We start from the raw sequence: 19,376 nt of genomic DNA on the forward strand, positions 1-19,376 counted from the left end.
CCGACTCCGACTCCGCCCCGGCCTCCCCGGCCGCACGGCACGTCACCAGGCCCAGGGAGGGCATCGTGGACTTCGGACTCGTCCTCCAGACCGACCCGCCGGGCTCGGCCGTCGTCGGGCTGATGCAGCGCGCGGAGCGCAACGGGTTCCGCCACGGCTGGACGTTCGACTCCGTCGTGCTGTGGCAGGAGCCGTTCGTCATCCACAGCCGCATCCTCGCCTCCACCACCCGGCTGACCGTGGGCCCCATGGTCACCAACCCCAGCACCCGGAGCTGGGAGGTCACCGCCTCCACCTTCGCCACCCTGAACGAGATGTACGGCAACCGCACCGTGTGCGGCATCGGGCGCGGCGACTCCGCGCTGCGGGTGGCCGGGCGCAGGCCCGCGACCCTGGCCACCGTCGCCGAGGCCATGCACGTCATCAAGGAGCTCGCCGAGGGCCGCGAGGCGGTCGTGGACGGCACCCCGATCCGGCTGCCGTGGGTGAGGGACGGGCAACTGCCGGTGTGGATGGCCGCCTACGGGCCCAAGGCGCTGGCCCTGGCCGGGCGGCAGGCGGACGGGTTCATCCTCCAGCTCGCCGACCCGTACCTGACGGAGTGGATGGTCCGCTCGGTGCGCGCCGCCGCCGCGGAGGCGGGCCGCGACCCGGACGCGGTGACGATCTGCGTGGCCGCCCCCGCGTACATCGGCGACGACCTGGCGCACGCCCGCGAGCAGTGCCGCTGGTTCGGCGGGATGGTCGGCAACCACGTCGCCGACCTCGTCGCTCGCTACGGCGAGCACTCCGCGGCCGTCCCCGAGGCACTGACCGCCTACATCAAGGGCCGCTCCGGCTACGACTACCGCCACCACGGCCGCGCGGGGAACCCCGACACCGCGTTCGTGCCCGACGGGATCGTGGACCGCTTCTGCCTGCTGGGGCCGCCAGAGGCGCACATCGAGAAGCTCCGGCGACTGCGGGAGCTGGGGGTGGACCAGTTCGCGGTCTACGCGATGCACGACGCCAAGGAGGCGACGATCGACGCCTACGGCGCGACGGTGATCCCCGCGCTGAGCGGCTGAGCGTCGCTGCCCGGGCGGGAGCGGGGCTGCCCGCGGCGGCCGGGACGCCGAAGCCCCCGGACCCCCGCCGGGGCTGCCCCCGGACTCCGCCGGGGCCGCCGCCGACGGGCCCCGGAAAGACCCTGCCACCGGTGCGGAGGCCCCGCCCTCCGGACCCCGCCGACCCCCGTCCCACCCCGCACGAAAGGGCGCCGCTCCATGACAGCCACCGCCCCCGTCCCCGCGCAGATCACCCACCCCGACGGCCGGGTCGAGCTCGCTCCCGGGGCGTCCGCGCCTTCCGGGCGCTACGCCAACGCCGACCTGCTGCCGGTGCCCGTCGCCGAGCGCCGGTGGACCACCTACAACTTCGCCGCCCTGTGGATAGGCATGGCGGTGAACATCCCCTCCTGGACCCTGGCCGCGGGCCTGGTGACCGTCGGCATGGACTGGAAGCAGGCGGTGCTCACCATCGCCCTCGGCAATGTGATCGTGCTGCTGCCGATGCTGCTCACCGGCCACGCCGGGCCCAAGTACGGCATCCCGTTCCCCGTGCTGGCCCGCGCCTCCTTCGGGGTGCTCGGCGCCAACCTGCCCGCGCTGCTGCGCGGCCTGGTGGCCTGCGGCTGGTTCGGCATCCAGACCTGGATCGGCGGCCAGAGCATCTACTACCTGGCCGGGCGGATCTTCGGCGCGGGCAGTTGGTGGGCCGACGCGGGCCACATCGGCGGCTACCCGTGGACGCAGTGGCTGTCCTTCGCGCTGTTCTGGGTGCTGGAGATCGTCATCATCCTGCGCGGCATGGACGCGGTGCGCCGACTGGAGAACTGGGCGGCGCCGCTGATGCTGCTCGGCGCGGTCGCGCTGCTGGTGTGGATCTCGGTCAAGGCGGGCGGCTTCGGCCCGCTGCTCGACCAGCCGTCCGAGCTGGGCTGGGGCGCGGAGTTCTGGGAGAAGTTCTTCCCCAGCCTGATGGCCATGATCGGCTTCTGGTCCACGCTGTCGCTGAACATCCCCGACTTCACCCGGTTCGGCGCCAGCCAGCGCGCCCAGACCTGGGGCCAGACCCTGGGCCTGCCCACCACCATGGCGGCGTTCGCCCTGATCTCGGTGCTGGTCACCTCCGGGTCCCAGGCCGTCTTCGGCGAGCCGATCTGGGACCCGAGCGAGCTGGCCGCGCGGATGGACAGCCGGATCGGGATCGTCTTCGCCCTGTTCGTGGTGCTGCTGGCGACCCTGACCACCAACATCGCCGCCAACCTGGTCAGCCCCGCCTACGACCTGTCCAACCTCGCGCCCCGGGTGATCACCTTCCGCATCGGCGCCCTGATCACCTGCGTGGTCGGCGTGCTGATCTTCCCGTGGAAGCTGATCGAGAACCCGGACGTGTACATCTTCACCTGGCTCGGCACCGTCGGCGGCATGCTCGGCACCGTCGCGGGCGTGCTGGTCGCCGACTACTGGATCCTGCGCCGCACCCTGCTGCACATCGACGAGCTGTACCGGGCGGAGGCGTCCCGGTACTGGTACCACCGCGGCTGGAACTGGCGGGCCGTGGCCGCGTTCACCGTCGGCGCCCTGCTCGCCGTCGGCGGGTCCTACTCGGCGCCAGGCGCGGGCCCGTTCCCCGCCGACGGCCTGATCCCCGCGCTGAAACCGCTCGCCGACTACGGCTGGGCGGTCGGCTTCGCCTCCTCGCTGGTGCTGTACGCGCTGCTGTCCCGGCTGGCCCCGCACCGGCAGGAGCCGACCGCCGCCACGGCGCGGAAGTAGATCTGCGACAGTGAGGGCATGACACGCAGCGCAGTCGACGCCGTCGTGGTGGGGGCGGGTCCGAACGGCCTGACCGCCGCGGTCACCCTCGCCGAGGCGGGTCTCGAGGTCGCCGTCCACGAGGCCGCGGACACCGTGGGCGGCGGGGCGCGCACCGAGGACCTCGCCCCCGGCTTCCGGTACGACACCTGCTCGGCGGTGCACCCCACCGGCGCGGGCTCGCCGGTGTTCGCGCGGATGCCGCTGGCCGAGCACGGCCTGGAGTGGGTGCACCACGAGCTGCCGCTCGCGCACCCGTTCCCGGACGGCTCGGCGGCGGTGCTGGCCCGGTCGGTGGGCGAGACCGCGGCCTCCCTAGGCGAGGACGCGGCGGCCTACCGGCGGCTGGTCGCCCCGTTCGTGGGGCGCTGGCCGGAGCTGGTGCGCGACGTGATGCGGGCGCCGCTGTCCGCCCCGCCGCGCAGCCCGCTGCTGACGGCGCGGATGGGGCTGCTCGGGGTGCTGCCCGCCACCGTGCTCGGGCGGCTGTTCGCCGGGGAGCGGGCGCGGGGCCTGCTCGCGGGGATGAGCGGGCACGGCATCGCCCCGCTGGGCAGCCTCACCACCGCCGGGTTCGGGCTGATGTTCGCCATCGCCGGGCACGACGTGGGCTGGCCGATCGCCCGCGGCGGCTCCCAGGCGATCTCCGACGCCCTGGCCGGGTATCTGCGCTCCCTCGGCGGGACGATCACCACCGGCCACCGGGTGCGGTCCCTGGACGAGCTGCCGCGCGCCCGCGCCTACCTGTTCGACACCGCGCCCGAGGGCCTGGTGGAGATCGCCGGGCGGCACCTGCCCGCCCGCACCGCCCGGGCCATGGCCCGCCACCCGCACGGCCCCGCCGTCTTCAAGATCGACTACGCGCTGGACGGGCCCGTGCCGTGGACCTCGCCCGAGGCCGGGCGGGCCGGGACGGTGCACCTGGGCCCGACGGCGCGGGAGATCGACGCGGCGCTGACCGACGCCACCCGGGGACGAGTGCCGAAGGTGCCGTTCCTGCTCACCGGCCAGCCCACCCTGGCCGACCCGGGCCGGGCACCCGAGGGCAAGCACGTGTTCTGGGCGTACGGCCACGTCCCGCACGGCTGGAAGGGTGACGCCACCGAGGCCGTGGAGCGCCAGATCGAGCGCTTCGCCCCGGGCTTCCGCGACCTCGTCCTCACCCGCAGGGTCACCACGCCCGCCGACCTGGAGGCGCACAACCCGAACTACGCCGGGGGCGGCATCAGCACCGGCACCACCGCGGGACTGCGCTCGGTGTTCCGCCCCACCTTCGCTCCCGTCCCCTACGCCACCGGCAACCCCGCCCTGTACCTGTGCTCCTCCGCCACACCGCCCGGGCCCGGCGTGCACGGCCTGTGCGGCCACCACGCCGCCCGCACCGCGCTGCGCCGTGTCTTCGGCCGCCGCCGGTGACGGCGGCACCGGTTGCGGGGCGGGTGCCGCCTACAGCTCCGGGCGGGGACCGGATAGGGTCCCCACGGTTGTCACCAGGGAACGAGGGGGCCACGTGCCGGGCGTACGACGGGTGCTGATCGCGGCGGACAAGTTCAAGGGCTCGCTGACGGCCGTGGAGGTGGCCCGCCATCTGACGGCCGGGCTGCTGCGCGCCGCCCCGGACCTCGCCGTGGCCGCGCTGCCGGTCGCCGACGGCGGCGACGGGACGGTGGACGCGGCCGTCGCGGCCGGGTTCGAGCGGCGGGAGCTCGATGTGGCGGGCCCGCTCGGCACCCCGGTCCGGGCCGCGTTCGCGCTGCGCGGGACCACCGCCGTGGTGGAGATGGCCGAGGCGTCCGGGCTGCGCAGGCTGCCCCCGGGCGGGTTCGCGCCGCTGGACGCGGGCACGCACGGCACCGGCGAGCTGATCGCGGCCGCGCTGGACGCGGGGGCCCGCACCATCGTGCTCGGCGTGGGCGGCAGCGCCACCACCGACGGCGGCGCGGGTATGCTCACCGCGCTCGGCGCCCGCCTGCTGGACGGCTCCGGCAACCCGCTCGCCCCCGGCGGCGGCCCCCTGCGCCACCTGGCCTCCGCCGACCTCACCGGCCTCGACCCGCGCCTGGCGGACACCGAGGTGATCCTGGCCAGCGACGTGGACAACCCGCTGCTCGGCCCCACCGGCGCCGCCGCGGTCTACGGCCCGCAGAAGGGCGCCTCCGCCGAGGACGTCGCGGCCCTGGACGCGGCGCTCGCCCACTACGCCGAGGTGCTGGGCCGCACCGGGACGGCACGGGCACCCGGCGCCGGGGCCGCGGGCGGGGTCGGCTTCGGGGCGCTGGCCGCGCTCGGCGCCGTCCGCAGGCCCGGCATCGAGGTGCTGCTTGAGGTGCTGGGCTTCCACCAGGCGCTGCGCGACGCCGACCTGGTGATCACGGGGGAGGGCTCCCTGGACACCCAGACCCTGCACGGCAAGGCCCCCGTGGGCGTCGCCCGGGCCGCCCGCGAGCAGGGCCGCCCCGTCCTGGCCGTCTGCGGCCGCCTCGCCCTCACCGGCCCCGACCTGGAGAAGGCGGGCATCACCCGCGCCTACGCCCTGACCACCCTGGAACCGGACCCCGCCCGCTCCATGTCCCAGGCGGGCCCCCTCCTGCAAACCCTGGGCGAACAACTCGCCAAGGACCTCGCCACTCTCTGAGGGGGAGGGACGGGACCCGGAGGCGGCACCCCCGGTCCGGGCCGGACGGAGTCCGGAGACCGGGCCAGGGCTGAGCCCCGAGCGGGGGCCGGGTCCGGAGCCTCGGCCGCGGGTGGAACCCGCACAGCCCCACCCGGCCCCGGAAGGACCCTCCACCGGGTCCCGGGGCGGAGCCCCGGGCGGGGGTTCAGGGGGCGAAGCCCCCTGGCCTCCGGAGGACCCACAACAACACCACCCACACAACAAACAACAGGGCCCCAAGCCGTAAGGCTTGGGGCCCCGAGCGGGAAGCGCTACGGCAACTGCGCCGCCCGCGCCTCCCTCCGATTGTCCCGCACCGTGTTGATCCGCCGCGCCGTGGCGAACAGCGGAATCACCGCCGCGAGCAGCAACTGGAGCGCGGCGCCCATGTGCAGCAGCGCCGTCGCGCCCGGCGCGTCCACCGTCCACGCCGCCAGGCAGGCCATGCTGAGGAAGATCCAGCACAGCGTGGCCATGGCCAGCCGCCCCCTGGGCTTGGGGTACTCCACCCGGCTCACCATCAGCCAGGCCACCGCCACGATCGCCGCCAGCGTCGGGATGAACGGCAGCTCGAGCAGCACCACGGAGATCACGGTGAGCGCGCCGAACGGGCTCGGCATGCCCTGGAAGACGCCGTCCGGCATGGTGGTGCAGGAGAACCTGGCGAGTCTGAGCACCACGGCGAGCAGCAGCACGATCGCGGTGACCGCCGCCGCCCGCTGGTGCGCGTCGTCGGCGACCATCCCCCACACCAGCACGAAGTACGCGGGCGCCAGCCCGAAGCTGGTGAGGTCGGAGAGGTTGTCCAGCTCCGCGCCCATCGCCGAGCTGCGCAGCTTGCGCGCCACCAAGCCGTCGCACAGGTCGAACACCGAGGCGAGCAGCATCAGGATCACGGCGGTGGCGGCGCTGTGCCGGGCCATGCCCCCGTCGGTCTCGCCGAGCAGGTGCGGCACCAGGACGCCGGTGGTGGTGAAGTACACGGCCAGGAAGCCGCACGCGGCGTTGCCGAGGGTCAGCGCGTCCGCTATCGACAGCCGCATCGACAGCGGCATCTCGTCCGGCTCCTCCTCGACCGCGTCCGGCACCCAGCCGGCCTTGGTATCGGGATCAATCACGGTCAAGACGTGTCACCCCCGCCTTCGTGGCCTGCCCCACTTCGACCGCGGGCGCGATGCCCTCGGGGAGGTAGACGTCGACTCGCGAACCGAAGCGGATCAGCCCGACCCGCTCGCCCTGCTCGACCTTGGCGCCCTCGTCCAGGTAGGGCACGATGCGCCGGGCGACGGTGCCCGCGATCTGCACCATCTCCAGGTCGCCGAGCTCGGTGTCGAAGTGCCACACCACCCGCTCGTTGTGCTCGCTCTCCTTGTTGAACGCCGGAACGAAACCGCCGGGCACATGCTCGACGGAGGTGATCGTCCCGGCCGCGGGAGCGCGGTTGACGTGGACGTTCAGCGGGCTCATGAAGATGGCCACCCGGGTGCGCCCGTCCCGCCACGGCATGATGCTCTGCACCACCCCGTCCGCGGGCGAGATCACGCGTCCCGTGGCGATCTCCCGCTCCGGGTCGCGGAAGAACCACAGCATCGCGGCGGTGAGGGCGGTCGCCGGTACCGCGGCCGCGGCCCAGCGCCCGGACCTGCGGGACCTGGCCAGGCACAGCGCCGCGGTGGCGGCCGTCGGCAGCAGCCACGGCGACGAGCCGCGCGCGAGGGTGACGCGGCCTCGCCGCGGTGAGAGACCCGCGCTCCGCGCCCACGCGCTCTCCCCGCCGTTTCCGGGCGGGGCGAGATGGGCAGGAGAGTTCCAGGCCGCTCCCTCAGCAGGCGCAGAGGATGACGTAGAGGGCTGGCTGTGGGGCATGGAAGACCTTCGTAGCGGAGGATGCCGCAAGAAAAATCGGGGACGGCGGCTTTCCACGATGGTATCGGGACTGCCACCCAACTGGGCAAGCCAGAGCGTGAGTCCATGGCTGGAATGAGGAGAGCCTTCGATGCTTTCTCCTGCCCACACTCGCCCGAAAATCCTCGCGAAACCGGACATTCAGCCCGGTAGGCGGTACTCCTCCAGCAGCCTTCGACCGATGATCATTTTCTGGATCTCTGCGGTCCCCTCGCCGATGAGCAGCATCGGCGCTTCCCGGTAGAGCCGCTCGATCTCGTACTCCTTGGAGAACCCGTAACCACCGTGGATGCGGAACGAGTCCTCCACGACCTCTTTGCAGTATTCCGAGGCCAGGTACTTCGCCATGCCCGCTTCCAGGTCATTGCGCTGACCCGAATCCTTCTTCCTGGCGGCCATCACCATCATCTGGTGGGCGGCCTCCACCTTCGTGGCCATTTCGGCCAGCTTGAACTGGATGGCCTGGTGCTGCGCGATGGGCTTGCCGAAGGTCTGCCGCTGCTGCGCGTACGCCACGCCCAGCTCGAACGCGCGCAGCGCCACCCCGCAGCCCCGCGCGGCGACGTTGACCCGGCCGACCTCGACGCCGTCCATCATGTGGTAGAAGCCGCGCCCGGTGGCCCCGCCGAGCACCCGGTCCGCCGGGACCCGCACCCTGTCGAGGACCAGCTCGGTGGTGTCGACGCCCTTGTAGCCCATCTTCTCGATGCGGCCGGGCACGGTCAGGCCGGGCACCGTCCGGTTCTCGCCGAAGCCGGGCTCCTTCTCGATCAGGAACGTGGTCAGCGACCGGTGCGGCGGGGCGTCGGCGGGCAGGCCCTCGTCGGTGCGGCACAGCACCGCGACCAGGTTCGAGCTGCCGCCGTTGGTCAGCCACATCTTCTGCCCGGTGATCACGAAGTCCTCGCCGTCGCGCTCCGCCCTGGTGCGGATCGCCGCGACGTCCGAGCCCAGGCCCGGCTCGGACATGGAGAACGCGCCGCGGACCTCGCCCGCGGCCATCCGCGGCAGGAAGTGGTCGCGCTGCTCCCGGGTGCCGTGCTTGAGCAGCATGTGCGCCACGATGAAGTGGGTGTTCACGATCCCCGACACGCTCATCCAGCCGCGGGCGATCTCCTCCACGGTCAGCGCGTAGGTCAGCAGGGACTCGCCGAGGCCGCCGTACTCCTCGGGGATCATCAGGCCGAAGATGCCCAGGTCCTTCATGCCCTCGACGATCTCGGTCGGGTACTCGTCGCGGTGCTCCAGCTCGGTGGCGACCGGGATGATCTCCTTGTCGACGAAGTCCCGCACCGTGGCGAGGATGTCCCGCTGGACGTCGGTGAGTCCTTCTGTTCTTGCCAGGCGGCCCATGGTGGCTTCCTTACTCTTCCGGCCGGGTCGGGTGGGGGTGGCGCTGACTGTCGGGTGGGGAGGAGGGGCGGTCCTCCGGCGGCCGGGGGGCCGCCCCCGCCCCTACTCCTCCCGGGGCGTCGGGCGTCCCGGTTGTTCGCCGCCGCGGTCCTTCAGGTGGGCCTCCGTCGGCACCATCACCTTGCGGCGGAACACGCACACCACCGTGCCGTCCTGCTTGTAGCCGCGGGTCTCCACGTGGACGACGCCGCGGTCGGGCCGTGACCGGGAGGGGGTCTTGCCCAGGACGGTGGTCTCGCCGTACAGGGTGTCGCCGTGGAAGGTGGGGGCGATGTGCCGCAGCGACTCCACCTCCAGGTTGGCGATGGCCTTGCCGGACACGTCGGGCACGGACATGCCCAGCAGCAGCGAGTAGACGTAGTTGCCCACCACCACGTTCCTGCCGAACTGGGTGGTCTCCTCCGCGTAGTGCGCGTCCAGGTGCAGGGGGTGGTGGTTCATGGTGAGCAGGCAGAACAGGTGGTCGTCGTACTCGGTGATGGTCTTCCCCGGCCAGTGCCGGTAGACCGCGCCGACCTCGAACTCTTCGAAGGTGCGTCCGAACTGCATGGGGGCCTCTCGGTGGGGTGGGGCGTGCGGTCCCCGGCCCTCCCGGCGAGGGGGTTGGTGGGAGGGCCGGGGCCCCGGTCTCCCTCCTGTGGAAGCCGGGGGTCAGACGGCCCCGGCGGCGGCCGGGGCGGGGCGGCGCGTCAGCCGGCGGGCGGCTCGAACTTGCTGGTGCGGGTCATCCCGGCGGCGCGGCCCTTGCCCGCCACGACCAGCGCCATCTTGCGGGACGCCTCGTCGATCATCTCGTCGCCGAGCATCGCCGAGCCCTTCCTGCCGCCCGCCTCCGAGGTGTGGTACTCGTACGCGTCCAGGATGAGCTCCGCGTGGTCGTAGTCCTCCTGGGACGGCGAGAACACCTCGTTGGCGGCGTCGATCTGGCCGGGGTGCAGCACCCACTTGCCGTCGTAGCCGAGCGCCGCCGCGCGCCCGGCCACCTCGCGGAAGCCGTCCACGTTCCTGATCTGGAGGTACGGGCCGTCGATCGCCTGGAGGTCGTGGGCGCGGGCGGCCATGAGGATCCGCATCAGGATGTAGTGGTACGCGTCGGCGGGGTAGCCCGGCGGCTGCTCGCCCACCACGAGCGACTTCATGTTGATCGACGCCATGAAGTCGGCCGGGCCGAAGACGATCGTCTCCAGGCGGGGGGACGCGGCGGCGATCTCGTCCACGTTCACCAGGCCGCGCGCGTTCTCGATCTGCGCCTCGACGCCGATCCGGCCGATCTCGAAGCCCATGGTCTTCTCGATCTGGGTGAGCAGCATGTCCAGCGCCCTGATCTGGGTGGCGTCCTGCACCTTGGGCAGCATCACGCAGTCCAGGTTGGGGCCGGCGCCCTCGACGACCGTGACCACGTCGCGGTACGTCCAGTGCGTGGTCCAGTCGTTCACCCGGACCACGCGGGTCTTCCCGGTCCAGTCGCCGTTGTTCAGCGCGTCCACCACCAGGTGCCGCGCCTCCTCCTTCGCCAGGGGCGCGCAGGCGTCCTCCAGGTCCAGGAACACCTGGTCGGCGGGGAGGCCCTGGGCCTTCTCCAGGAAGCGCGGATTGCTGCCGGGCACGGCGAGGCAGGAGCGGCGGGGGCGCAGGCGGTTGACGGTCATGGGGAAAGCGGTCCTCTCGACTGAGCCGTGGTCACCGTGCGGTGGCCGGGGTGGGGGCGGCGGCCCGCGGGGCGAGCCCGCGGGCCAGCCGGATCTCGTCGACGATACGTCCGACGATCTCCGTGATGCCGAAGTCCTTCGGGGTGAACACGGCCGCGACCCCGGCCGCGCGCAGCGCCTCGGCGTCCGCCGGCGGGATGATGCCGCCGACGACCACCGGCACGTCGTCCGCCCCGGCCCGCCGCAGCCGCGCCAGCACGTCCGGGACCAGCTCCGCGTGCGAGCCGGACAGGATCGACAGGCCCACGCAGTGCACGTCCTCGGCCACCGCGGCGGCGACGATCTGCTCCGGGGTGAGCCTGATGCCCTGGTACACCACCTCGAACCCGGCGTCGCGGGCGCGCACCGCGATCTGCTCCGCGCCGTTGGAGTGCCCGTCCAGCCCCGGCTTGCCGACCAGCAGCCGCAGCCGCCCGCCGAGCGCCTCCCCGGTGGCGGCGACCGCCTCGCGGACGGCGGCGAGCTCGCTGCCCGCCTGCGCCGCCGCCGTCACCGGCGCCCCGCCCACCCCGGTCGGGGCGCGGTACTCGCCGAACACCTCGCGCAGCACCGCCGCCCACTCCCCGGTGGTGGCGCCCGCCCGGGCGCACTCCAGCGTGGCCTCCATCAGATTGGCGTCCCCGTCCGCCGCCTCCTCGCGCAGCCGCCGCAGCGCCGCGTCCACCCGGGGGGCGTCCCGCTGCCCGCGCCACGCCCGGAGCGCGGCCAGCACCCGCCGCTCGGCGGACGGGTCCACGGTGGCCACCGCCGTGTCCAGGTCGGCGGTGAGCGGGCTCGGCTCGGTGGAGGTGAAGCAGTTCACCCCGACCACCCGCTCCTCGCCGGACTCGATCCGGGCCCGCCGCTCGGCGTGCGAGGCCACCAGCCGCGACTTGAGGTACCCCGACTCCACCGCCGGGATCACCCCGCCCATCTCCTCCACCCGCGCCATCTCCGCGCGGGCCGCCTCCACCAGCTCGGCGACCTTCGCCTCCACCACGGCGGAGCCGGTGAACAGGTCGCCGTACTCCAGCAGGTCGCTCTCGTGCGCCAGCACCTGCTGGATCCGCAGCGACCACTGCTGGTCCCAGGGCCGCGGCAGGCCCAGCGCCTCGTTCCACGCCGGGAGCTGCACGGCCCGGGCGCGGGCGTCCTTGGAGAGGGTGACGGCGAGCATCTCCAGCACGATCCGCTGGACGTTGTTCTCCGGCTGCGCCTCCGTCAGCCCCAGCGAGTTGACCTGCACGCCGTAGCGGAACCTGCGGTGGCGGGGGTCGGTCACGCCGTAGCGCTCGCGGGTGAGGGTGTCCCAGATGCGGGTGAACGCCCGCATCTTGCACATCTCCTCGACGAAGCGCACACCCGCGTTGACGAAGAAGGAGATCCGGCCGACGACCTCGCCCCTGCGCTCCCGCGGGATCCGCCCGGAGGCGAACACCGAGTCCAGCACCGCCACCGCCGTGCTCATCGCGTAGGCGATCTCCTGGACCGGGGTGGCCCCGGCCTCCTGGAGGTGGTAGCTGCAAATGTTGATCGGGTTCCACCTGGGGATGTGGTTCACCGTGTAGGTGATCACGTCCGTGGTCAGCCGCAGGGACGGCCCCGGGGGGAAGACGTGCGTCCCCCGGGAGAGGTACTCCTTGACGATGTCGTTCTGCGTGGTGCCAGAGAGCTCGGCGACGTCGGCGCCCTGCTCCTCGGCGACGACCTGGTACAGCGCCAGCAGCCACATGGCCGTGGCGTTGATCGTCATCGAGGTGTTCATGCCCTCGAGCGGGATGCCGTCGAACAGCCGCCGCATGTCGCCCAGGTGCGCCACCGGCACCCCGACCCGGCCGACCTCGCCCCTGGCCAGCACGTGGTCCGGGTCGTAGCCGGTCTGGGTCGGCAGGTCGAAGGCGACCGAGAGGCCCGTCTGGCCCTTGGCGAGATTGCGCCGGTAGAGGGCGTTGGACTCCTCCGCGGAGGAGTGGCCGGCGTACGTCCGCATCAGCCAGGGGCGGTCCTTGCCGGGTGGCGCCATGTCAGCCCGACCTTCCTGAGGCGGCCAGGGCGGCCTCGGGTTCACCCGCCGGCGCCCGGTCGGGCGTGCGGAACAGGTTGATCGCGTCGATGTGCTGCTCCCGCAGCTCCGGGTCGCGCACACCCATGCCCTCGCGGGGCGCCAGGCACAGCACGCCGACCTTGCCCTGGTGGAGGTTGCGGTGCACGTCGTACGCGGCCTGCCCGGTCTCCTGGAGGGAGTACGTCTTCGACAGGGTGGGGTGGATGCGGCCCTTGGCGATCAGCCGGTTGGCCTCCCACGCCTCGCGGTAGTTGGCGAAGTGCGAGCCGACGATGCGCTTCAGGCTCATCCACAGGTAGCGGTTGTCGTACTCGTGGACGTAGCCGGAGGTGGAGGCGCAGGTGACGACGGTGCCGCCCTTGCGGGTGACGTAGACCGAGGCGCCGAAGGTCTCCCGGCCGGGGTGCTCGAAGACGATGTCCACGTCCTCGCCGCCGGTCAGCTCCCTGATGCGCTTGCCGAACCGCTTCCACTCCCGGGTGTCCTGGGTGCGCTCGTCCTTCCAGAACCGGTAGCCCTCCGCGCCGCGGTCGATGACGGCGTCGGCGCCCATCGCCCGGCAGATGTCGGCCTTCGCGGGGGAGGAGACCACGCACACCGGGTTGGCTCCGGCCGCCAGGCACAGTTGCGTGGCGTAGGAGCCCAGGCCCCCCGAGGCGCCCCAGATGAGCACGTTGTCGCCCACCTTCATCCCGGCGCCGTTGCGGGAGACCAGTTGCCGGTAGGCGGTGGAGTTCACCAGGCCCGGGGCGGCGGCCTCCTCCCAGGACAGGTGGCGCGGCTTGGGCATGAGCTGGTTGGCCTTCACCAGCGCGATCTCGGCCAGGCCGCCGAAGTTGGTCTCGAAGCCCCAGATGCGCTGCTCGGGGTCGAGCATGGTGTCGTTGTGGCCGTCGGCTGCCTCCAGCTCGACGGACAGGCAGTGCGCCACCACCTCGTCGCCCGGCTGCCAGGCGTTCACCCCGGGGCCGGTGCGCAGCACCACGCCCGCCAGGTCGGAGCCGATGATGTGGTACGGCAGGTCGTGCCGCTTGGCCAGCGGGGACTGCCTGCCGTACCGCTCGAGGAAGGCGAACGTGGAGACGGGCTCGAAGATCGAGGTCCACACGCTGTTGTAGTTGACGGAGCTGGCCATCACGGCGACCAGGGCCTCGCCGGGGCCGAGCTCGGGGACCGGGACCTCGTCGACGTGCAGCGACTTGCGGGGGTCCTTGTCCCGGCCGGGCAGGCCGGCGAACATCTCGGTCTCGTCCTTGTGCACCGTCACGGCGCGGTAGGACTCGGGGAGGGGGAGGGCCGCGAAGTCCCGGGCCGTGGTGTCCGGCGCGAGGATCGCGTCGAGGATGTGATTCACGTGCTGCCTCCGGCGAAGCGTTGGGGAACGCTTGAGGGAACGCTGGGGTGAGCGGTGACGTCGGCGCGCGGTGGCGCGGAGGGTTGTGACGCGGTTCCCGTGGCACGGGTGGCCGTGGCGCGGGCGGGTCCGGGCGCTGGGGGACAGACGGCGTACGGGGGTGCTCCGTGCGCCGCCCGCTCGGACACCAGTCACGGTATGGCACGCCGTGCCACTCGTAAAGACACTGCGTGCCAAAAGTTTTCGGGGAGGTGACGGGGGCGTTGCGGGTGGGGGTGGGGGGCGTTTCCTCCGGAGGCCAGGGGGCTCCGCCCCCTGGACCCCCACCGGGGCTCCGCCCCGGCCCCCGGGTCGGGGGGTTGCTCGCGCGGAGGCCGGGGACTTGACCCTGGCTCACGCCGGGGTCGTGTCGCGGCTCCCGGAGGGAAGGGGGGCGCGTGCGCGGAGGCGGAACCTTTGACCCAGGCTCACGCCGGGGCTGTGTCGCGGCCCCCGGAGGGAGAGGGGGCGCGTGCGCGGAGGCGGGAGCTTCGCCCCGGCTCACGCCGGGGCTGTGGGCCCGTCGTCGGTGGGGCGGGATGCCGCGCGGGGGCTCGGGGGGCTGGGGCCGCCTGAACCCCCGCCGGGGTGCCGGCGCTGTGAGCGGTGGGGGTCAGCCCGTGCCGCGGGCCCTGAGGGCCTCCTCGATGGTGCGCATCACCTCGGGGAGGGGGGCGTCGGTGCGGGCGACCGTCACCAGGACGTCGCCGCCGGAGGAGACGGCCGCGGGGGCGGCCCTGCGGCGGCCCACGCCGATGCCGGTGCCGAACGTGCCGCGGATGACCTCGAAGGCGTGGTCGAGCTGGGCCTCCACGTCGCCCTTGCCGCCCGCGCGGAGCCAGCGCCGCAGGACGTGGTTGTGCGCCGCCACCACGGCCGTCGCCGCGACCTCGGCGAGCAGCGGGTCGTCGTCGCCGTCCAGGTGCGCGTCCGGCTCGAAGTGGCCCAGCAGATAGCGGGTGAACAGCCGCTGGTAGCGGGCCACCGAGGCGATCTCCCGCTCCCGCAGCGCCGGGACCTCCCGGGTGAGCCGGTAGCGCTCCACCGACACCTCGGGGGACTCGGCGTACATCCGCAGCACCTCCTTGATGCCGCGGCACACGGTGTCGAGGGGGTTCTCGTGCGGGTCGGCCGCGCTCAGCAGCGCCTCGCAGCGGGCCAGGGTGTCGTCGTGGTCCGGGAAGATCGCCTCTTCCTTGGACTTGAAGTGCCGGAAGAACGTCCTGCGGGCCACCCCCGCGGCCTGGGCGATCTCGTCCACCGTGGTCGCCTCGTAGCCGCGGGAGGCGAACAGCCTCATCGCCGCGGCGGCCAGGTCCTGGCGCACCCGGTGCCGCTGCGCCGACTGGCGGCGGCCGTTGACGGGCTCCGGGAGGGGGGTGTCCGGTGGTGTTGCGCTGGCACGAGCCTGAGACATGTGCGGAACGTAACACGCGGGGACCGGAGTACTCCTCCCCGTTCGGGTCGAACGGGAGCGGAGGGCGGGTCCGCCGGGGTCGAGCAGCCCGCCCCACCCGGAGGGGGCGGGCCGCCCGGCGCCGCGGTCGGGCGGCCGGCCTACGGGGGGCGGCTCAGGCGGCCCTGGCATGCTCGCGGAAGCCGCGGCCCGTCTTGCGGCCCAGGCACCCCGCCGCCACCAGGTGCTCCAGCAGCGGCGCCGGGGCCAGGCCGGGCTCGCGGAACTCCCGGTGCAGCACCCGCTGGATGGCCAGCGAGACGTCCAGGCCCACCACGTCGAGCAGTTCGAACGGGCCCATCGGGTACCCGCCGCCCAGCTTCATCGCGGTGTCCACGTCGTCCACGCCCGCGTAGTGGGACTGGAGCATCTTCACCGCGTTGTTCAGGTACGGGAAGAGCAGCGCGTTGACGATGAACCCGGCGCGGTCCTGGCAGTCCACGGGGTGCTTGCGCAGGGAGGCGGCCACGGCGCGCACGGTGGCGTGCGTGTCGTCGGCGGTGAGCACCGTGCGCACCACCTCCACCAGTTTCATCGCGGGCGCCGGGTTGAAGAAGTGCATGCCGATCACGTCGCCGGGGCGGGAGGTGGCCCGGGCGCAGGCGATCACGGGCAGGGACGAGGTGGTCGTGGCGAGGACCGCGCCGGGCCGGCAGATCCGGTCGAGCTCGGCGAACAGGGCCCGCTTGACCGCGAGGTCCTCGGCGACCGCCTCCACCACCAGGTCGGCGTCGGCGAGCGCGCCGAGGGTGGCCGCGGTGCGCACCCGGGCCAGCGCCGCGTCCCGCGCGTCCTTGCCCAGCCTGCCCCGGGAGACGGAGCGGTCCAGGGAGGAGGTGAGCGCGGCCAGCGCCCGCCCGGCCTTGTCCTCGCCGCGCGCGACGAGCGCGACCTGGTAACCGGCCTTCGCGAACACCTCGGCGATCCCGGTGGCCATGGTGCCGGACCCGGCGACGCCGACCGAGGCGACGGCGCGGGCCGCGGCGGGCGCCGCCGACGGGTCGGGGGTGAGCGCGTCCGGCACGACGGCGGGGGAGCCGGGCGCGGCGTAGGTGTAGAAGCCGCGGCCGGTCTTGCGGCCGAGCAGCCCGGCGGCCGTCAACTGCCTCAGCACGGGGGCGGGGGCGTGCAGCCGGTCCCCGGAGGCGTCGTACATCGCCTCCAGCACGGTCCGCGCGGTGTCGACGCCGATCAGGTCGAGCAGCGCCAGCGGGCCCATCGGCAGGCCGCAGCCGAGCCGCATGGCCGCGTCGATGTCCTCCCGGGAGGCGTACCGCGACTCGTACATGGCGGCGGCCTGGTTGAGGTAGCCGAACAGCAGCCCGTCGGCGAGGAAGCCGGGGCGGTCGCCGACGGCCACCGGGCTCTTGCCGAGCTGCCGGGCGAGCTCGGTGACGGTGGCGGCGGCCCGCGGCGAGGTGAGCACGGTGGAGACGACCTCCACCAGCTCCATCAGCGGCGCCGGGTTGAAGAAGTGCAGGCCGAGCACCCGGTCGGGCCGGGCGGTGGCGGAGGAGATCCGGGTGACGGACAGGGCGTTGGTGCCGGTGGCGAGGATCGCGTCGGGCCGGCAGATCCGGTCCAGCTCGGCGAAGACGGCGAGCTTGACGTCCAGCAGCTCGGGCACGACCTCGATCACCAGGTCGGCGTCGGCGGCGGCCCGCAGGTCGGGGAGGGTGCGGAACCGGGCCACGACGGCGGCCCGCTCGGACTCGGTGATCCGGCCGCGCTCCACGCAGCGGGCGGTGGAGCGTTCCAGGGCGGCGCGGGCGGCGAGGGCCGCGCTGTCGTCGGTGTCGATGCCGACGACCTCGCGGCCGCTGCGGGCCATGACCTCGGCGATGCCGGCGCCCATGGTGCCCAGGCCGACGACGGCGACGGTGGGACAGGGTTTCACCGCGGTGGGGCGGTCCATTGGTGCTCCCTGAGGGTGTGACGGCGTGGCCACGCGGCCGGTCGGGGCCGGTGGCGGCTGGCAGGAGCCCGCCGGGCACGCGGGTGCCCGGGGAGGTGGCGCCGGCCCTGTCCCGGGGCCGTGCCGTGGAGAAGACGTGCCGTGGAGAAGAGGTGAGGTGCTCACGTCGGGGACCGCGTCACCCGGCCGCCGCGTGCCTGCCTGGGCCTTCCGCGGTGGCGGGGCCCGGCTGTGGAGCAGACTCTAACTCGCCGGTAACCCGGGCGCCAGGGTCCGGCTCACATCAGGCTGAGCTGGGCCGGGCCCTCCTGGGGGCCGGGCGCGGGCCGGTGCGTCACCCGGCGGTGCGGGGACGGCCGGCTCGGGGCGCAGCCGTACTCGGCGGCCAGCTCGTGCACCTGCCCGGTGATCCGCCGCTGGTACCAGCGCGGGGCGTAGGCGCCGCCCGCGTACAGCGCCTCGTACCGCCCGACCAGGCCCGGGTGGTGCTCGGCCAGCCAGGCCATGTACCACTCGCGGGCGCCGGGCCGCAGGTGGAGCACCAGCGGGGTGACCGAGGTGGCCCCGGCCTCGGCGACGGCGCGCACGGCGGCGCGCAACTGGGCGGGGGAGTCGCTGAGGTACGGCAGGACGGGCGCCATCAGGACGGCGCAGGGCACGCCGTTGTCGTTGAGGGTGCGGCACACCTCCAGACGCCTGCCCGGGGACGGCGTGCCGGGTTCGACCGTGCGCCACAGGTCGGGGTCGAGGCAGGCCACCGACACGGCGGTGCCCACCTCGGTGACCTCGGCGGCCTCCTTGAGCAGCTCCAGGTCGCGCAGGATCAGCGAGCCCTTGGTGAGGATGGAGAACGGGTTGGCGTGGTCGCGCAGGGCCGTGATGATCCCGGGCATCAACCGGTACCGGCCCTCCGCCCTCTGGTAGCAGTCGACGTTGGTGCCCATGGCGATGTGCTCGCCCCGCCAGCGCGGCGCGGCGAGCTCGCGGCGCAGCAGCTCGGGGGCGTTGACCTTGACCACGATCTGGGTGTCGAAGCCGACGCCGGTGTCCAGGTCCAGATAGCCGTGGGTGCGGCGGGCGAAGCAGTACACGCAGGCGTGCGAGCAGCCGCGGTAGGGGTTGACCGTCCACTCGAACGGCATCCGGGAGGCGCCCGGCACCCGGTTGACGATGGAGCGGGCCCGCACCTCGTGGAAGGTGATGCCGCGGAAGCCCGGGGTGTCGAAGGTGCGGCTCACCACGTCGGTGCCGAACAGCGCCGGAGCGGCCGCGGTGCGGTCGTCGAGGCCCAGATTGTCCCAGCGCATGGTGGTGCCTCCTCAGTCGTCCTCCCTCCACATTAGAACGCGTATTCGATTTGCTCCAGTGGGAGGAGGGAACGGAGCGCGCGGGCGGCGGCGAAGCGCACGCGTCCGGGCGCCGCCGCCCCGCCCCGGCGCGCACCCGCCCGGCCGTCCGTGGTTGGCTGGGCGCGACCGCGCACACGCGGTGAGCGCACGAGCACATCTCACGAGAAAGGCCCGGCGATGGCACAGGTCGAGGCGGAGACCCAGCGGGTGATCACGGCCGCTCCCGAGCGCGTCCACCAGGCGCTCGCCGACTACCGCGGCACCCGGCAGCGGCTGCTTCCCGAGCAGTTCGGCGAGTACGAGGTCCGCGAGGGCGGCACCGGCGCGGGCACCGTCGTCCACTGGCGGCTCCAGGCCACCTCCAAGCGGGTCCGCGACTGCCTGATGCGGGTCACCGAGCCCACCCCGGGGCAGTTGGTGGAGAGCGACGCCAACTCCACGATGGTCACCACATGGACCGTCACGCCTTCGGGTGAAGGCCGGTCCAGGGTCGTCGTCCGCACCACCTGGACCGGCGCGGGCGGCATCGGCGGATTCTTCGAACGCACCTTCGCGCCGAAGGGCCTCAACCGCATCCAGGACGCCGTGCTCGCCCGGCTCGCGGCCGAGGTCGAGTGACGGACGCGGACCCCCGGTCGCCCCCGGATTGTGCAGACCACCGACGGGGCGCCCGGCCGT

15 protein-coding genes are annotated in these 19,376 nt (G+C 73.6%); 5 read left to right on the top strand and 10 right to left on the bottom strand.

All coding sequences use genetic code 11. The features are described 5' to 3' along the window. Positions 1-65: 65 nt before the first annotated feature. The 4 genes from ACYVO2_RS11145 to ACYVO2_RS11160 all read left to right on the top strand — a co-directional run bounded on the left by ACYVO2_RS11145 (position 66) and on the right by ACYVO2_RS11160 (position 5,493). Entirely contained in the window at positions 66-1,067 is a 1,002-nt protein-coding gene (locus tag ACYVO2_RS11145; protein WP_461007516.1) for a TIGR03842 family LLM class F420-dependent oxidoreductase, read from the top strand. 198 nt (positions 1,068-1,265) lie between these two features. Then, positions 1,266-2,819 (top strand): NCS1 family nucleobase:cation symporter-1, encoded by a 1,554-nt coding sequence (locus tag ACYVO2_RS11150; protein ID WP_461007517.1) that lies wholly within the window; start codon positions 1,266-1,268, stop codon positions 2,817-2,819. Positions 2,820-2,837: 18 nt separating this feature from the next. Continuing rightward, the gene (locus ACYVO2_RS11155; protein WP_461007518.1) at positions 2,838-4,274 is read left to right on the top strand and encodes a phytoene desaturase family protein; all 1,437 of its coding nucleotides are present in this window, start codon (positions 2,838-2,840) and stop codon (positions 4,272-4,274) included. Positions 4,275-4,368: 94 nt separating this feature from the next. Then, positions 4,369-5,493 (top strand): glycerate kinase, encoded by a 1,125-nt coding sequence (locus ACYVO2_RS11160; protein WP_461007519.1) that lies wholly within the window; start codon positions 4,369-4,371, stop codon positions 5,491-5,493. A gap of 293 nt (positions 5,494-5,786) precedes the next feature. On the opposite strand, the gene ACYVO2_RS11165 is transcribed toward ACYVO2_RS11160, so the two are convergent. The 10 genes from ACYVO2_RS11165 to ACYVO2_RS11210 all read right to left on the bottom strand — a co-directional run bounded on the left by ACYVO2_RS11165 (position 5,787) and on the right by ACYVO2_RS11210 (position 18,656). Continuing rightward, the gene (locus ACYVO2_RS11165) at positions 5,787-6,638 is read right to left on the bottom strand and encodes a CDP-alcohol phosphatidyltransferase family protein (protein WP_461007520.1); all 852 of its coding nucleotides are present in this window, start codon (positions 6,636-6,638) and stop codon (positions 5,787-5,789) included. Further along, entirely contained in the window at positions 6,625-7,380 is a 756-nt protein-coding gene (locus tag ACYVO2_RS11170; RefSeq protein WP_461007521.1) for a phosphatidylserine decarboxylase, read from the bottom strand. Before ACYVO2_RS11170 ends, ACYVO2_RS11165 begins: the two co-directional genes overlap by 14 nt. Positions 7,381-7,560: 180 nt before the next feature. Beyond that, positions 7,561-8,772 (bottom strand): acyl-CoA dehydrogenase family protein, encoded by a 1,212-nt coding sequence (locus ACYVO2_RS11175; protein WP_461007522.1) that lies wholly within the window; start codon positions 8,770-8,772, stop codon positions 7,561-7,563. A 102-nt stretch (positions 8,773-8,874) separates the two neighbouring features. Continuing rightward, entirely contained in the window at positions 8,875-9,381 is a 507-nt protein-coding gene (locus ACYVO2_RS11180) for a MaoC family dehydratase (protein ID WP_461007523.1), read from the bottom strand. A 140-nt stretch (positions 9,382-9,521) separates the two neighbouring features. After that, positions 9,522-10,481 carry an HpcH/HpaI aldolase/citrate lyase family protein gene (locus ACYVO2_RS11185; protein WP_461007524.1) on the bottom strand — a complete coding sequence of 320 codons (960 nt, stop codon included), beginning with the start codon at positions 10,479-10,481 and terminating at the stop codon, positions 9,522-9,524. Between the two features lie 31 nt (positions 10,482-10,512). Further along, on the bottom strand, positions 10,513-12,543 hold the full coding sequence (locus ACYVO2_RS11190; RefSeq protein WP_461007525.1) for a protein meaA: 2,031 nt from the start codon (positions 12,541-12,543) through the stop codon (positions 10,513-10,515). Between the two features lies 1 nt (position 12,544). Continuing rightward, entirely contained in the window at positions 12,545-13,939 is a 1,395-nt protein-coding gene (ccrA, locus tag ACYVO2_RS11195; RefSeq protein WP_461007526.1) for a crotonyl-CoA carboxylase/reductase, read from the bottom strand. A 652-nt stretch (positions 13,940-14,591) separates the two neighbouring features. Further along, complete coding sequence (locus tag ACYVO2_RS11200; RefSeq protein WP_461007527.1) at positions 14,592-15,395, bottom strand: TetR family transcriptional regulator; 804 nt, start codon at positions 15,393-15,395, stop codon at positions 14,592-14,594. Between the two features lie 154 nt (positions 15,396-15,549). Then, positions 15,550-17,349, bottom strand: a complete 1,800-nt coding sequence (locus ACYVO2_RS11205; protein ID WP_461007528.1) for a 3-hydroxyacyl-CoA dehydrogenase family protein — start codon at positions 17,347-17,349, stop codon at positions 15,550-15,552. 278 nt (positions 17,350-17,627) lie between these two features. Next, entirely contained in the window at positions 17,628-18,656 is a 1,029-nt protein-coding gene (locus ACYVO2_RS11210) for an Rv2578c family radical SAM protein (protein ID WP_461007529.1), read from the bottom strand. A gap of 219 nt (positions 18,657-18,875) precedes the next feature. Between ACYVO2_RS11210 and ACYVO2_RS11215 the strand changes: the two genes are divergently transcribed. After that, entirely contained in the window at positions 18,876-19,316 is a 441-nt protein-coding gene (locus ACYVO2_RS11215; RefSeq protein ID WP_461007530.1) for an SRPBCC family protein, read from the top strand. Positions 19,317-19,376 lie beyond the last annotated feature (60 nt).

Source organism: Streptomyces capparidis, assembly GCF_054782095.1.

Bases quoted from the DNA above. Each gene is read 5' to 3' on its own strand.
- ACYVO2_RS11155 (WP_461007518.1), top strand. From the start codon at position 2,838: ATGACACGCAGCGCAGTCGACGCCGTCGTGGTGGGGGCGGGTCCGAAC.
- ACYVO2_RS11185 (WP_461007524.1), bottom strand. From the start codon at position 10,481: ATGACCGTCAACCGCCTGCGCCCCCGCCGCTCCTGCCTCGCCGTGCCC.
- ACYVO2_RS11210 (WP_461007529.1), bottom strand. From the start codon at position 18,656: ATGCGCTGGGACAATCTGGGCCTCGACGACCGCACCGCGGCCGCTCCG.
- ACYVO2_RS11175 (WP_461007522.1), bottom strand. From the start codon at position 8,772: ATGGGCCGCCTGGCAAGAACAGAAGGACTCACCGACGTCCAGCGGGAC.
- ACYVO2_RS11180 (WP_461007523.1), bottom strand. From the start codon at position 9,381: ATGCAGTTCGGACGCACCTTCGAAGAGTTCGAGGTCGGCGCGGTCTAC.
- ACYVO2_RS11205 (WP_461007528.1), bottom strand. From the start codon at position 17,349: ATGGACCGCCCCACCGCGGTGAAACCCTGTCCCACCGTCGCCGTCGTC.
- ACYVO2_RS11215 (WP_461007530.1), top strand. From the start codon at position 18,876: ATGGCACAGGTCGAGGCGGAGACCCAGCGGGTGATCACGGCCGCTCCC.
- ACYVO2_RS11150 (WP_461007517.1), top strand. From the start codon at position 1,266: ATGACAGCCACCGCCCCCGTCCCCGCGCAGATCACCCACCCCGACGGC.
- ACYVO2_RS11200 (WP_461007527.1), bottom strand. From the start codon at position 15,395: ATGTCTCAGGCTCGTGCCAGCGCAACACCACCGGACACCCCCCTCCCG.
- ACYVO2_RS11190 (WP_461007525.1), bottom strand. From the start codon at position 12,543: ATGGCGCCACCCGGCAAGGACCGCCCCTGGCTGATGCGGACGTACGCC.
- ACYVO2_RS11170 (WP_461007521.1), bottom strand. From the start codon at position 7,380: ATGCCCCACAGCCAGCCCTCTACGTCATCCTCTGCGCCTGCTGAGGGA.